We start from the raw sequence: 14,329 nt of genomic DNA on the forward strand, positions 1-14,329 counted from the left end.
CACCGAGCGGATCCCGGCGCTGCTGCTGGGCGACGACCAGGCGCCCCGCCGCCGTCCCGCACCCCCTGCCCCGACCGACCGCGACCGGAGGACCACCCCGTGACCGCACCCCGTCTCCGCCGCCGCGCGGGCGTCGTCGCCGCGGCGACCGCCGCCCTGGTGGCGCTGTGGGCCGGCCCCGCCGCCGCGGACACCTCCCAGGCCCAGGCCACCGCGGCCAACCTGACGCTGGCGGGCGGATCCACCGCCTCCTCGGGCACCGTCTCGGCGACCAGCGACGGCCAGACCGCCTCCACCAGCGGCAACACCCAGCCGGCGCTGAGCGTGCTGGGCTCGCAGACGCTGATCACCTCCGGTGTCCTCGTGCAGCAGGCGGTGGCCCGCAACGACGGCACCTCGGCGGCCTGCGCCGGCCTGGTCGGCACCGGTGGCGGCATCAGCATCGGCAGCGACGGCACCTGCACGGTGAACCCGGGCAGCGGCGGGGTGACGATCCGCCTCGTGGGTGGCGCCACCCCGGTCGACATCAAGGCCGACGCCATCACCTCCCGGTGCACCGCGACCTCGGCGGGTGCCACCACCACCGGGGTGACCCTGACCAACGCCCGGGTCACCACGCTCGCGACCATCAACCTGCCGGTCAACCCGGGCACAGGGGTCAGCGTCTCGGTGCCCGGCGTCGCGACGATCCTGCTCAACGGGCAGACCCAGCCGCAGGGCGCGGGCAGCGTCCGGGTGAGCGCCCTGTACGTCTCGCTGCTGAGCGGTTCGGCCGTCGACGTCGCCGCCTCCACCTGCGGGCTGAACGTCGCCACGGTGCCGGTCCCCGCCGTCCCGCTGTCGGGGTGGACGGTCGCCGCCGGCGCCGTCGTCGCCGGCTGGGGCGTGCTGGCCGTCCGGTTCGTCCGCCGCCGCACCGGCCCGGTGCTGGTCGCATGACCCCGCGGGTGGCGGTGGTCATGGGCACCCGGCCCGAGATCATCAAGCTCGCGCCGGTGGTGGCCGCCCTCGGTCCGGCGGCCGCCCCGCTGGCCACCGGCCAGCACTGGGACGCCGACCTCACCGACGTGTTCTTCGCCGGGGTCGGGATGACCCGGCCGGTGCAGCCGCTCCGGTGGATCGGCGGCCGCGACCGGGCGGGCCAGGTCGCGGCCATGCTCACCGGCCTGACCGACTGGTTCCGCACCGACCAGCCCGACGCCGTCGTCGTGCAGGGCGACACCAACTCGGCCAACGCCGGGGCCCAGGCCGCGGCCCACCTCGGCATCCCCGTCGTGCACGTCGAGGCCGGGCTGCGCTCTTTCGACCGGGCGATGCCCGAGGAGGTCAACCGGCTGGTCATCGGGGCGGTCGCCGACGTGCACTGCGCGGCCACCCCCGGCAACGCCGAGCACCTGCTGCGGGCGGGGACCCCCGCCTCGGCCGTGCACGTCACCGGCAACACCATCGTCGAGGCCACCCGCCGCGCGCTGCCGGCCCCCGCCGTCCGGGCCGCGGTGCAGGCCGCCCACGGCGTCGTCGCGGGGGAGTACGTGCTGGCCACCGTGCACCGCCCGGAGAACACCGACGACCCGGCCCAGCTGCGGGCCCTGCTGCAGGCGCTGGACCTGCTGGGCCTGCCGGTGCTCCTGCCGCTGCACCCCCGCACCCGGGCCGCGCTCGCCTCCGCCGGGGCCGTGCTCCCGCCCGCAGTGCGGGGCACCGGCCCGCTCGACCACGCGACCTTCCTGGCCCTGGCCGCCGGTGCGCGGCTGCTGGTGTCGGACTCCGGGGGTGTGCAGGAGGAGGTCACGGTGCTGGGCAAGCCGCTGGTCGTCGTCCGGCGCAGCACCGAGCGGCCGGAGGCGGTCGAGGCGGGCTTCGCCGAGCTCACCGGGCCCGACGGGGTGCTGCCCGCGGCGCGCCGCCTGCTGCGGCCCGGGTGGCCGGAGGAGCTGGCCCGGCGGCCCAGCCCCTTCGGCGACGGCCACGCCGCCCAGCGGATCGCGGCGCTGACCCTCGCCGCCGCCGGTCGTCGCGAGCCGGCGGCCGGGGTGCTCGCCATCGGCTAGCGTCGGGCCGGTGCCACGACCGCGCTCGCTGGCCCCGGCGCTGCTGGCCGGGCACGTCGTCCTGGTCGGCCTGGTCGTCGTGGTCTCGCTGGTGCTGCTGGCGGCCGGGGTCGAGCCGTTCGACCGGGAGCCCGGGCCCGCACGCCGGGTGGTCGCGGTGGCCGTCGGCGTCCTCGTGGTCGGGCTCGTCGCCCGCCGGGTCGGGCGCCGGGCGCAGCACCGGACCGGCCGGTGGCTGGCCGTGGCCGGCCTCGTGGTGGTCGGTGCCTGGGTCTGGGGGACGACGTGGGTCGCCCCCTTCGACGCCGCCACCGCCCCGCTGCTGCTCGTCCTGCCCCTCTACGTGTGGCCCCTCGCCCTCACCGCGCTGGCCGGCGGGGCCCTGGTGGCCACGGTCGACCTCGCCGTCGGGGCCCTGGTCACCCGACGGGGGTGACCCCCCGTCCTTGCACTCGCCGGGGGTGAGTGCCAGACTCGTCGTTGGCACTCGGAGCACCTGAGTGCCAACCAGGTCGGACCGGTGAGGCACCGGCCCGTGGGCCGCCGGAGCGTCCACGGAGCGGGTGTCGTCCGTCGCGGGCACCGCCCGGCCAGCAGCGAGCCACGCATGGAGGACACCACCACATGGCCAAGATGATCGCCTTCGACGAGGAGGCCCGCCGCGGCCTCGAGCGGGGCATGAACACCCTCGCCGACGCCGTCAAGGTCACCCTCGGCCCCAAGGGCCGCAACGTCGTGCTGGAGAAGAAGTGGGGTGCTCCCACCATCACCAACGACGGTGTGAGCATCGCCAAGGAGATCGAGCTCGAGGACCCGTGGGAGAAGATCGGGGCCGAGCTCGTCAAGGAGGTCGCCAAGAAGACCGACGACGTCGCGGGTGACGGCACCACCACCGCCACCGTGCTGGCCCAGGCCCTCGTCCGCGAGGGGCTGCGCAACGTCGCCGCCGGCGCCAACCCGATGGCCCTGAAGAAGGGCATCGAGAAGGCCGTCGCCTCGGTCTCCGAGTACCTCCTCTCGACCGCCAAGGACGTCGAGACCAAGGAGCAGATCTCGGCCACCGCGTCGATCTCCGCCGCCGACCCCGCCATCGGCGAGCTCATCGCCGAGGCGATGGACAAGGTCGGCAAGGAGGGCGTGATCACCGTCGAGGAGAGCAACACCTTCGGCCTGGAGCTCGAGCTCACCGAGGGCATGCGCTTCGACAAGGGCTACACCTCGCCCTACTTCGTCACCGACACCGAGCGCATGGAGGCCGTCCTCGACGACCCGTACGTGCTCGTCGTCAACTCCAAGATCAGCTCGGTCAAGGACCTGCTGCCGCTGCTGGAGAAGGTCATGCAGAGCGGCAAGCCGCTGCTGATCATCTCCGAGGACGTCGAGGGCGAGGCCCTGGCGACCCTGGTGGTCAACAAGATCCGCGGCACCTTCAAGTCCGTCGCCGTCAAGGCCCCGGGCTTCGGCGACCGCCGCAAGGCCATGCTGGGCGACATCGCCATCCTCACCGGTGGCCAGGTCATCTCCGAGGAGGTCGGCCTCAAGCTCGAGAACGCGGGCCTGGACCTGCTCGGCCGCGCCCGCAAGGTCGTCGTGACCAAGGACGAGACCACCATCGTCGAGGGCGCCGGGGACCAGGACCAGATCGCCGGCCGGGTGAACCAGATCCGCGCCGAGATCGAGAAGTCCGACTCCGACTACGACCGCGAGAAGCTGCAGGAGCGGCTGGCCAAGCTGGCCGGCGGCGTCGCCGTCATCAAGGCCGGTGCCGCCACCGAGGTCGAGCTCAAGGAGCGCAAGCACCGCATCGAGGACGCCGTCCGCAACGCGAAGGCTGCCGTCGAGGAGGGCATCGTCGCCGGCGGTGGCGTCGCCCTGGCCCAGGCCACCTCGGTCTTCGAGAAGCTCGAGCTCACCGGCGACGAGGCCACCGGCGCGAACATCGTTCGCGTGGCCCTGGAGGCCCCGCTCAAGCAGATCGCGGTCAACGCCGGCCTCGAGGGCGGCGTCGTGGCGGAGAAGGTCCGCAACTCCGAGACCGGCTGGGGCCTCAACGCCGCCTCGGGCGAGTACGTGGACCTCGTCGGCGCGGGCATCATCGACCCGGCCAAGGTCACCCGCTCGGCGCTGCAGAACGCCGCCTCGATCGCGGCGCTGTTCCTCACCACCGAGGCCGTCATCGCCGACAAGCCGGAGAAGGCCGCCCCGGCCATGCCCGGTGGCGACGGCGGCATGGGCGGCATGGACTTCTGACGAAGGACCACGTCGCCCCCCAGGACGCGCTCCGCACGCCCTGGGTCCCTGCGACGTAGCCGTTCCATCGCGTCACCTGCACCACGGCGGGGCCGTCCTCCTTCGGGAGGGCGGCCCCGTCCGCGTACCCGGGTGATCAGCTCGCGCACAGGTAAGGCTAACCTCAGTGGCATGCGTCGATCGCTGGCCGCGCTGGCCACCACCGCCCTCGCCCTGACCCTGACCGCCTGCGGCGACGGCCCCGACGCCGCCGGCTCCGCCGGGTCCTCGTCCGGCTCGTCGGACGCCTTCCCGGTCAGCATCGAGAACGCCTTCGGCACCACCGAGATCCCGGCGCGGCCCGAGCGCATCGTGACCATCGGCTTCAACGACGCCGACTTCGTGCTGGCACTGGGCGGCACGCTGGTCGGCGAGCGCGAGCTGCTCGGCGACTACGACGCCACCCAGCGGCCCTGGGCAGCCGACCGGCTGCCCGAGGCGGACATCCCGACGGTGGGCAGCGAGGAGCTCAACCTCGAGGAGATCGCCGCGCTGCAGCCCGACCTCATCGTCGGCGTCTACTCCTTCATCGACCAGGCGACCTACGACCAGCTTTCGGGGATCGCGCCCACCCTCGCCCAGACCGACGAGCACCCCGACGGCGCCACGCCCTGGCAGGAGCAGACCCTGCTCACCGGCCGTGCGCTGGGCGTGGAGGACCAGGCGCAGCAGCTCGTCGACGAGGTCGAGGGCCGGTTCGCCGACGCCGTCGAGGCCAACCCCGACTTCGCCGGGGCGTCGGTGGCCGTCGACCTGACCGGGCTGGGCGGGTCGGGCCACTACCTGCTCGGCCAGGACGACCTGCGCACGCAGTTCTTCTCCGACCTCGGCTTCGCCGTCCCCGAGACCTCCACCGAGCTGTCCGCCGAGCGGCTGGACCTGCTCGACGCCGACGTCCTGGTGGAGAACGGCTACGACCGGGCCGCCCTGGACGCCGACACGGTGGTCTCCCAGCTCGCCGTGGTCACCGAGGACCGCACCGTGCTGCTGGGCCAGTACTCCGGCGCGGTGTCCGCCGCGCTCGGCTTCGGCAGCCCGCTGTCGCTGCCCTACCTGCTCGACCAGCTGGTCGACCCGCTGGCCGCCGCGGCCGACGGCGACCCGGCCACCGCGGTGGAGCAGCCGCAGAGCTGAGGCGTCCGCCCCGCCTCCGTGATCATGCAGAACCGCAACGGGGACACGCCGGCCACCGGCGTGTCCCCGTTGTCGATCTGCATGATCACGACCCCCGGGGTGCCTCCGCGGAGGTGACGCCGAGCTGGCCGGCGGCCTCCTCCAGCACCCGCATGACGGCGAGGGTGTCGGCCAGCGGCATGACCGCGGACTCGGTGCGGCCGGCCAGCACGCCGTCGTGCACCTCCGCGATCTCGTGGCTGTACCCGGTGCCCTCCGGAGGCAGGGTGATGGTCTCGGGCTCGCCGTCGGCGCGGTGCAGCACGATCGTGGCCGGGTGGTGGAACCGGGGGAGGACGTCGACCCACCCCTGCGTGCCGAACACCCGCGCCTGCCCGGGCAGGGGGTTGCGCAGCGAGGTCAGCAGCGCGGCGGAGCGGCCGTCGGCGTACCCGAGCAGGACGGCGGCCTCGGCGTCCACCCCGGTGGGGAAGGTCGACCCGGTCGCGGTGACCGTGTCGGGGTCGCCGAGCAGCATCTGGGCGAAGGACACCACGTAGACCCCGAGGTCGAGCAGCGCGCCGCCGCCCAGCTCCTGGGCGAACAGCCGATCCTCCGGGTCGTACTCGCGGGCCACGCCGAGGTCGGCCTGCACGCTGCGGACCTCACCGACCGCCCCGTCGGCGATCAGCTCCCGCAGCCGGACGACGGCGGGCTGGAAGCGGGTCCACATCGCCTCCATCACGAACACCCCGGCGGCGCGGGCGGCGTCGACGACCTCCTGCGCACCGGCGACCGTGGCGGTGAAGGACTTCTCGACCAGCAGGTGCTTGCCGGCGGCGACCGCGTCGAGGGCGACCGCGTGGTGTTGGGGGTGCGGGGTGGCCAGGTACAGCACGTCGACGTCGGGGTCGGCGACCAGCTCGGCGTAGGAGCCGTGCGCGGTGCCGATGCCGTGCCTGGCGGCGAAGTCCTGCGCCCGGTCCAGGGACCGCGAGCCGACGGCGGTGACCTCCGCCCCGGGGACGTGCACGAAGTCCCGCACCACGTTCTCGGCGATGCGGCCCGGTCCGACGATGCCCCAGCGGGTCTGCCTGCTCACCCCGCGACGGTAGCGGGGGACACTGTCGACCGTGGCCGTGCTGATCGACACCCCCGTCTGGCCGTGGCGGGGGCGGCTGTGGTCGCACCTGGTCAGCGACGTCTCCTACGACGAGCTGCACGCCTTCGTCGCCGCCGAGCTGGGCATCCCGCGGCGGGCCTTCCAGGGCGACCACTACGACGTCCCCGAGGAGCTGCACGCGGTCGCGGTGGCCGCGGGGGCCGAGCCGGTGGGCTGCCGGGAGCTGCTGGCCCGGCTCCTGGGCGCCGGCCTACGGGCTCGCCGTCCCCGCGGTCAGTAGGTCTCCTCCGTGGTCGACCGCCGGACGGGACCGCCCTCGTAGCCGTCGGTGCGCACCACCCTGCGGCGGCGCGGCGCCCAGACGGCCAGCTCGACGACGATGCCGATCGCGCCGACGGCCATCAGGATCCAGCCGACCACGCGCAGGTCGATCCCCGACACCTGCGCGGTCACCGCGAAGGTCAGGATCGCTCCCACGGCCAGGAGCAGGATTCCGGTACCGAGCCTCATGGCATCTCCTCGTGTCGAGCCACCCGCAGGTGGAGCGGGGTGCGCCCGGTCACGGTCCCGCGCCGGCGGGTGCCCCGCCAGCCGGGACGTCACCCGGAGGGGTGGACCCGGGCGCGCAGGAGGGCGAGCTCCGCGGTGAGGTTGGCCCGCGCCGGGGCCTCCCACGGCTGCGCCGTTGGCGTCCGGTAGAGCCGGGGCAGGTCGAGCAAGGACTTCAGGACGCCGATCCGGCCGGCGGTGAAGGCGGCGTCGTCCAGGTGCCCGTACTCCTCCCGGACGGCGGAGGCGTAGGCCGCGTAGGCCGGCGCGGGGGCGGCGAGCACGGCGAGGTCGGCGTCGCAGAGCACCGCGCCGTCCGCGTCGTCGTCCGCGGGGTCATGGCCGGCGGTGAGCCGCACCAGCCGCACCACCTCGGCCAGCCGGTCGTCGGGCACCAGCCCGCGCAGGCCGGCCTGCGCCCGCTGTGCGCTGACCTCCTCGTTGTCGCCGGCGGTGGGGTCGTAGACCACGTCGTGGTACCAGGCGGCGAGCGCCACGGCGGTCGGGTCGGTGGCGTGGGCGGCGAGCTCGCCGGCCACCCCCAGGACGGCGGCCAGGTGGGCCAGGTCGTGGTACCGGCGGTGCGGTTCGCCCCAGGCGTCCACGACCGCGGCCCACTCGGTGCGGGCGGTGGGGGAGTCCTCGGTCAGGGCGGCGAAGTCCTCGAACTGGACGGTCATGCCTCCACCGTGCACTGCCGCAGCGCGGTCAGCGCGAGCACCCGGGCCACGTGCACGACGTCGTCCAGCGGGACCTGCTCGCGCGGGCCGTGCGCCAGGGCCAGGTCGCCCGGTCCGTAGTGCAGCGTGGGTACGCCCGCGGCGGCGTAGAGCCGCAGGTCGGTGCCGGCCGGCACGTACCGCTCGGCGGGGCGCGGCCGGCCGGCGTCCACGACGGCCCGTGCGACGGCGGGCAGCAGGGGCGAGCCCTGCGGCAACCGGCCGCTGGCGAAGCTGCCGCCCACCCACTCCACCCGCACCGGGTGCTGCGCCAGCCACGGGTGGCCGGCGCAGAACCCGGCGACGGCGGCCTCCAGCAGCTCGCGGGCGGTCTCCACCGGTTCGTCGACCTGCACCCCGTACCGTCCCTCGGCGACGAGCCGGTCGGGCACGGAGGACGACCAGTCGCCGGCCTGCACGGTGCCGATGGACAAGCCGTACGGCAGCGCGGTGCCGGTGAACCGCTCGACGTAGCATTGCCGGGTCGCCTCGAAGGCGCGCAGCGCGGTGTGCAGCTCGCCGAACAGCTCGACCGCGCTGACCCCCTGGTCCCGCATGGCGCCGTGCGCGGCGAGGCCGGTGACGGTGAGCCGGAAGGTCAGCGCGCCCGCGTTCGCCGTCATCACCGACCCGGCGGTCGGCTCGGGGACGACGCACGCGGCGCCGCGGTGGCCGCGCTGCAGGGTGGCCCAGGCGCCGAGACCGCCGTCCTCCTCGCCGACGACGCTGTGCACCGCCAGCGGCCGGGTCAGCGGCACCCCGGACGCGGCCACCGCTCGGGCGGCGGCGACCGCGGCGACCAGGCCGCCCTTCATGTCGCAGGTGCCGCGCCCGTGCAGCACGCCGTCGGCCAGCCGGGGCGTGAAGGGATCCCCGGGCCACAGCTGCCGGTCACCGGGCGGGACGACGTCGCTGTGCCCGCACAGCACGAGGCCGGGTTCGCCGTCCCCGCCGAGGGTGCCGACGACGCCCCACGCCTCCTCGCGCACGACCTCCTGGCCGGGGGCGTCGGCTGCGGTGGCCGCGGCGGCGAGGTCGATCGCCCAGACGTCGGTGTCGGCACCCAGGTCGGTCAGCCAGCCGGCGACCAGGTGCTGCGCCTCGGACTCCGCGGGGGTGCCGCCGACCGACGGGACGGCGACGAGCTCGCGCAGCCGGTCGAGCGCCCAGGCCTCGTCGACGGCGTCCAGGACGCGGGCCTCGGCGTCGGTCAGGTCGGCCACCGGCACAGTCTCGCGCACTACCGTGCCAGCCCATGACCGCTCCGCCGCCGCCCCCTGGCTGGTACCCCGACCCCGCCGGCAGCCCGGCCACCCGCTGGTGGGACGGCCAGGCCTGGACCGAGCACCTCCAGCAGCCGGTCGCGCAGCCGCAGCACCAGCAGGGCCGGTCGATCCTGCTTGAGCAGCCGGTCCTGGTGGTCAACCAGAAGACCAAGCTGATCGAGCTGACCAACGAGTACGCGGTGCGGGACGGCAGCGGCCAGCAGATCGGCGCGGTGGTCGAGGTGGGTCAGTCGGCGGCGAAGAAGGCGCTGCGCTTCGTCTCCTCGATCGACCAGTTCCTCACCCACACGCTCGAGGTCCGCGACGCCACCGGGGTGGTCCTGGTGCTCCACCGGCCGGCCAAGCTGGTGAAGTCCCGCGTCCAGGTCACCCGGCCCTGGGGCGAGCCGGTCGGGGAGGTCGTGCAGGCCAACGCCTTCGGCAAGATCCGCTTCGACCTGGTGGTGGGCGGCCGGCTGGCCGGGGCGATCCAGGCCGAGAACTGGCGGGCGTGGAACTTCGCGATCACCGACCACACCGGCACCGAGGTCGCCCGGATCACCAAGACCTGGGAGGGCCTGGCGCGGACGATGTTCACCACCGCCGACAACTACGCCGTGCAGGTGCACCGCCGGCTGGAGGACCCGCTCGCGTCGTTGGTGCTGGCCAGCGCGCTGACCGTCGACACGGCGCTCAAGCAGGACGACCGCGGCTTCGGGTGAGGCGTACGGTGGACGCCGTCCGGGCCGGGCGACCTGTGTCCCCGGGCTCCACTGGATAACTGCCGCCGGGGAAAACCGCTCTTTCGAGGCTGGAGCCCCGGATGCGCAACTCGCCGCGAGGCGACCAGCGTCCGGTCCGGACCCCGACCCACGGCGCACGGTGATCAGGGCCCCTGATCACCGTGCGGCCGTCCACACCGACGTCCGTGCGGTCGGCCGGACAGTGACCAGGTGCCCTGATCACCGTCCGGCCCGCGGCTCACTCCTCGGTCTGCCCCAGCAGCCAGCCGCAGGGGGCGGCCAGCTCGTTGGCCGCGGCCGGGCCCCAGGAGCCCTCGGCGTAGGGCTGCACCTCGGGCCGGTCGTCCAGCAGCGGCTCCACGGTGGCCCAGGCCTTCGCCAGCCCGGCGCTGGTGGTGAACAGCGACCGGTCGCCGGTGACCACGTCGTGGATCAGCGACACGTAGGGCGGCAGCGGCGTGCCGCCCTCGATGTCGGCCAGGCCCAGGGTGGTGCGGGTCTGGGTCAGCTCCAGCGTCGGGCCGGGCCGCTTGGCCACGAAGTCCAGGTCCAGCGCGCCGGCGCCCGACAGCGACAGCGTGATGACGTTGCCGTGCTCGGGCACGTGGGTGACCGGGCCGTCGGGCTTGCGCAGCAGCAGCGACACCTTCTGCTCGGAGGCGGCCAGCTTCTTGCCGGTGCGCAGCAGGAACGGGACGCCGTGCCAGCGGTCGGTGTCCACCCACAGCCGGGCGGCCACGAAGGTGTCGGTGGTCGAGTCGGCGGGGATGCCCTCGATGCCGGTGTAGCCCTCGAACTGGCCCAGGACGACGTCCTCCTTCGCCAGCGGCCGGAAGGCGGCGAGGACGGCCTCGCGGGCCTCCTGCAGGGACGCCGGCGACAGGTCGACCGGGGGCTCCATGGCGACCTCGGCGGCCACCTGGAACAGGTGGGTGACCAGCATGTCCAGGACGGCGCCGGTGGCGTCGTAGAACTCGGCGCGCTGGGCGACGTCCAGGGTCTCGGGGACGTCGATCTGCACCTGCTGCACGTGCTCGCGGTCCCACACGTGCTCGAACAGCCCGTTGGCGAACCGCAGCACGTGCAGGTCCTGGGTGCCCTCCTTGCCCAGGAAGTGGTCGATGCGGAAGACCTGCTCCTCGTCGAGCACCGAGAGCACCAGGTCGTCGAGCTCGCGGAAGGACTCCGGGCTGGTGCCGTAGGGCTTCTCGTAGACCACCCGGGAGCCCTCGACCAGGCCGTGCTCCTGCAGGCCCTTCGTCAGCTTCTCGAACGCCGAGGGCGGGACGGCGAGGTAGTGCACGTGCTGGGGCTCCCCGCCCATCTCGGCCTTGGTCTCCTCCAGCACGTCCAGCAGGCTCCCGGGGTCGGTCTCGTCGAACCCGCCGCCGGCGAAGCGCAGGTTCTTCACGAAGTCGTCCCACGGCCCGTCCTCGGGCTTGGGACCGAACTCGGTGAGCGCGTCGTGCACCCGGCCCTGGAAGTCCTCGTGCGACACGTCGCCGCGGCCGTTGCCCACCAGCCGCCACTCGCGGGGCAGCAGCCCGAACTGGGCGAGCTGGTAGAAGGCCGGCAGCACCATCCGCCGGGCGAGGTCACCGGTGGCCCCGTAGAGCACGAAGATCGTGGGGGGCAGGTCGGTGTCGGTGGTCCCGTTCTCGGGCACGGTCGTCCTCTCGTCGCGCGGTTCTCCGGCGCCACCATGCCCCCACCACCTCGACGTATGCCTGTGAACCCGGATGAGCCACGTCTCGTGCGCTGCGCCGAGGGTGCCTCAGGCCCGCCCGGCGCCCGGGTCGACGTGACCTCCCGATGCCCGGCGGGTCCCCTCAGGCCGAGCGTGGTCGTCGTCGCACACCGATGACGAGGAGGACACCGTGGACGCCGTCTGGGGACCGGGAGCCGAGGCCGAGCTGGCCTACCGCCGCGAGCAGCTGCAGCGGACCGCGCGCCGCCGTCGGGCGCGGGGCCGCTGGCCCTTCGGCCGCCGCTGAGCGGTCGTGTCGGAAGGTCGTGCCACGATCCCGGACGTGCCGCAGTGGGTGGAGGTCCCGCTCGTCGGCCGGGACGCGGAGCTCGCCCGGCTGACCGAGCACGTCGAGCGTGCGCGGGCCGGCCGGCCCTCGGCCGTGCTGGTCGCCGGGGACGCCGGGGTCGGGAAGAGCCGGTTGCTGGCCGCCACCGGCGACCTCGCCCGCGAGCGCGGGGTGCAGGTGCTCACCGGCCACTGCCTGGACATGGGGGACGTCGGGCTGCCCTACCTGCCCTTCGTCGACCTGCTCCGCCCGCTGCGCGACGAGCTGCCCGCCGGGCACCCTGCGCTGGTGCCCCTGCTGGGGGCCCCGGACGCCGGCCCGGCCGAGGGCGGCCGGTTGCCGCTGTTCGAGGCCGTCGCCGCGCTGCTCGGGGAGATCGCCGGCCGGCAGCCGCTGCTGGTGGTGCTGGAGGACCTGCACTGGGCCGACCGGTCCAGCCGCGACCTGCTGCGCTACCTGCTCACCCGGCTGGTCGCCGAGCCCGTGCTCGTCGTCGCCAGCTACCGCAGCGACGACCTGCACCGCCGGCACCCGCTGCGCCCGCTGCTGGCCGAGCTGGTCCGGCTGCCCGGGGTCGAGCGGCTGGACCTCCCGCCGCTGCCCGACCCCGACCTCGCCGCGCTGGTCCGGGCCGTCGCGGCCGGCGAGGGCGGGGTGCCCGAGCGGCTGGTCGACGACGTCGTCGCGCGGGCGGAGGGCAACGCCTTCTACGCCGAGGAGCTGCTGGCCGCCGGCAGCCGCGGCGGCGAGCTGCCGTGGGCGTTGTCGGAGGTGCTGCTGGCCCGCGTCGAGGAGCTCGGCCCCGACGCACAGCGGGTGCTGCGGGTGGCCGCCGTCGCCGGTCGGCGCGTGCGGCAGGACCTGCTCACCGCGGTCGCCGGGCTGGCCGAACCCGACCTCGACGCCGCGCTGGCCGAGGCGGTGCACCGGCACGTGCTGGTCGTCGACCCCGACGGCCGACTGCGGTTCCGGCACGCGCTGCTGCGCGAGGCGGTGCTCGCCGACCTGCTGCCCGGTGAGCGCACCCGGGTGCACGCCGCGGTCGCCGCCCGGCTGCGCGCGGACGGCACCGGCACCGCCGCGGAGCTGGCCCACCACGCACGGGAGAGCAACGACCTGTCCGGTGCCTTCACCGCCGCGCTCACCGCCGCCGACGAGGCCACCGCCGTCGGCGCCCCGGCCGAGGCGCTGCAGCAGCTGGAGGCCGCACTGACGCTGTGGCCCTCGGTGCCGCAGCTGCAGGACGGGGTGCCCGACGGCGAGGTGGGCCTGCTGCTGCGCGCGGCGGCGGCCGCCCGGGCTGCCGGGGAGCTGCACCGGGGCATCGCCCTGCTGCGCTCGGCCCGCGACCTCGCCCCGGCCGACCCCTACCTGGCCGGGCGGGTGGCGTACACGCTCGCCCAGGCGCTCATCCGCGTCGACGACCTGCCCGGTGCCGTCGACGCGAGCGCCGCAGCGCTGGACCTCATCCCGGCGCACCCCTTGACCGCCGACCGGGTGTGGGCCACCGCCGCCCGCGCCCGCACGGCCTGGTCGGTCAACACCGACCCCGCGGCCGCCCGGGCGGCCGCGCTCGAGGCCCTGGCCGGCGCCGAGCAGCTGGGCCTGGAGAGCGCGTGGTCGGACACGATGATCTCGCTGGCCCGCATGACGGGGGAGGGCGACCCGGGGGCGCGCACCGCCGACCTGGTCGAGGCGCTGCAGCGCGCCCGGCGGGCCGGTGACCTCGACGTCGAGCTCCGGGCGGCGTTCAACCTCGCCACCATCGCCTACGAGTCCGGCGACCTCGCCGCGGCCGTGGCGCACGCCCGCCCCGCTCTTGCCCGCGCCGCCGCGCTGGGCGCGGGCTGGAGCTTCTACGCCGCCGAGCTGCGCTACCTGCAGGTGCTGGCCCAGCTGCACGGCGGTGAGTGGGACGCGGCGCTGGCCGCGGCCGACGAGCTGGCCCGGGTGCCCGACACCGCCGCGCACGTCCGGGTGGCCGGCCTGCACGTGGCCATCGGCCGCGGGTCCGACGTCCGCGACCAGGTCGAGCAGGCCTGGACGGTCGGCGACCGGCTCGGCAACGCGGCGGTCGTGCTCACCGCGGCCAGCGCGGCCATCGAGCTGACGGCCTGGCGCGAGGACCCCACCGCCGCCGTGGCTGCCGCCGAGCGGAGCGTCCGCCGGCTGCGCGAGATCTGGCCCCTGGACTTCCTGGTCGCCGTGCGGTTGGCCGCGGTCGCCCTGGGCCCGGTCGCCGACGCCGCGGCCGCCGCGCGGGCGTCGGGCGACCCGGAGACGGCGCGGCGCTGGGTGGCGGCTGGCGAGCGTGTGGTCGGGCAGGCGCGGGAGGCGCAGGCGCTGTTCGCCGAGCACGTCGGCGAGGTCGACGGCGAGGGCCGGGCCTGGGCGCTGCGGCTGGACGCCGAGCTGGCGCGGCTGCACGGCTCGGACGACGC

13 protein-coding genes are annotated in these 14,329 nt (G+C 75.2%); 8 read left to right on the forward strand and 5 right to left on the reverse strand.

Annotated elements, in window-relative coordinates; translation table 11 throughout:
- Positions 1 to 99: 99 nt before the first annotated feature.
- From NH342_RS24340 to NH342_RS17705, 5 genes are all read left to right on the forward strand, one after another.
- The gene (locus NH342_RS24340; protein WP_253016746.1) at positions 100 to 939 is read left to right on the forward strand and encodes a choice-of-anchor P family protein; all 840 of its coding nucleotides are present in this window, start codon (positions 100 to 102) and stop codon (positions 937 to 939) included.
- Positions 936 to 2,051 (forward strand): non-hydrolyzing UDP-N-acetylglucosamine 2-epimerase, encoded by a 1,116-nt coding sequence (gene wecB / locus NH342_RS17690; RefSeq protein WP_253016748.1) that lies wholly within the window; start codon positions 936 to 938, stop codon positions 2,049 to 2,051. The genes NH342_RS24340 and wecB overlap by 4 nt, the downstream gene beginning before the upstream one ends.
- A 10-nt stretch (positions 2,052 to 2,061) precedes the next feature.
- Positions 2,062 to 2,487 carry a hypothetical protein gene (locus NH342_RS17695; protein WP_253016750.1) on the forward strand — a complete coding sequence of 142 codons (426 nt, stop codon included), beginning with the start codon at positions 2,062 to 2,064 and terminating at the stop codon, positions 2,485 to 2,487.
- 188 nt (positions 2,488 to 2,675) lie between these two features.
- Positions 2,676 to 4,301, forward strand: a complete 1,626-nt coding sequence (gene groL, locus NH342_RS17700; RefSeq protein ID WP_091557133.1) for a chaperonin GroEL — start codon at positions 2,676 to 2,678, stop codon at positions 4,299 to 4,301.
- Positions 4,302 to 4,472: 171 nt separating this feature from the next.
- A complete protein-coding gene (locus tag NH342_RS17705) occupies positions 4,473 to 5,474 on the forward strand; it encodes an ABC transporter substrate-binding protein (protein WP_253016752.1) in 1,002 nt (333 codons plus the stop codon).
- An 85-nt stretch (positions 5,475 to 5,559) separates the two neighbouring features.
- Here NH342_RS17705 and NH342_RS17710 read toward each other — a convergent pair whose 3' ends face one another.
- Complete coding sequence (locus NH342_RS17710) at positions 5,560 to 6,555, reverse strand: Gfo/Idh/MocA family protein (protein WP_253016754.1); 996 nt, start codon at positions 6,553 to 6,555, stop codon at positions 5,560 to 5,562.
- A gap of 31 nt (positions 6,556 to 6,586) precedes the next feature.
- Here NH342_RS17710 and NH342_RS17715 point away from each other — a divergent pair, with 31 nt between their 5' ends.
- On the forward strand, positions 6,587 to 6,856 hold the full coding sequence (locus NH342_RS17715) for a DUF4031 domain-containing protein (RefSeq protein ID WP_253016756.1): 270 nt from the start codon (positions 6,587 to 6,589) through the stop codon (positions 6,854 to 6,856).
- On the opposite strand, the gene NH342_RS17720 is transcribed toward NH342_RS17715, so the two are convergent.
- The 3 genes from NH342_RS17720 to NH342_RS17730 form a co-directional block, all read right to left on the reverse strand.
- Complete coding sequence (locus tag NH342_RS17720; protein ID WP_253016758.1) at positions 6,850 to 7,086, reverse strand: DUF6458 family protein; 237 nt, start codon at positions 7,084 to 7,086, stop codon at positions 6,850 to 6,852. The genes NH342_RS17715 and NH342_RS17720 overlap by 7 nt on opposite strands.
- Positions 7,087 to 7,175: 89 nt before the next feature.
- Positions 7,176 to 7,805 (reverse strand): metal-dependent phosphohydrolase, encoded by a 630-nt coding sequence (locus tag NH342_RS17725; RefSeq protein WP_253016760.1) that lies wholly within the window; start codon positions 7,803 to 7,805, stop codon positions 7,176 to 7,178.
- A complete protein-coding gene (locus NH342_RS17730) occupies positions 7,802 to 9,067 on the reverse strand; it encodes an ArgE/DapE family deacylase (RefSeq protein ID WP_253016762.1) in 1,266 nt (421 codons plus the stop codon). Before NH342_RS17730 ends, NH342_RS17725 begins: the two co-directional genes overlap by 4 nt.
- 32 nt (positions 9,068 to 9,099) lie before the next feature.
- Here NH342_RS17730 and NH342_RS17735 point away from each other — a divergent pair, with 32 nt between their 5' ends.
- Positions 9,100 to 9,831, forward strand: coding sequence for a phospholipid scramblase-related protein (locus NH342_RS17735; protein ID WP_253016764.1), 732 nt, complete (start codon positions 9,100 to 9,102; stop codon positions 9,829 to 9,831).
- Positions 9,832 to 10,090: 259 nt separating this feature from the next.
- Here the strand turns inward: NH342_RS17735 and NH342_RS17740 are convergent, their stop codons facing one another.
- On the reverse strand, positions 10,091 to 11,518 hold the full coding sequence (locus tag NH342_RS17740; RefSeq protein ID WP_253016766.1) for a glucose-6-phosphate dehydrogenase (NADP(+)): 1,428 nt from the start codon (positions 11,516 to 11,518) through the stop codon (positions 10,091 to 10,093).
- A 364-nt stretch (positions 11,519 to 11,882) separates the two neighbouring features.
- Here NH342_RS17740 and NH342_RS17745 point away from each other — a divergent pair.
- Positions 11,883 to 14,329, forward strand: a 2,447-nt coding sequence (locus NH342_RS17745) for an AAA family ATPase (RefSeq protein WP_253016768.1), incomplete at its 3' end; no start/stop codon positions are given.

The organism is Klenkia sp. PcliD-1-E (genome assembly GCF_024124375.1).
In the GTDB taxonomy this organism is placed as follows: domain Bacteria; phylum Actinomycetota; class Actinomycetes; order Mycobacteriales; family Geodermatophilaceae; genus Klenkia.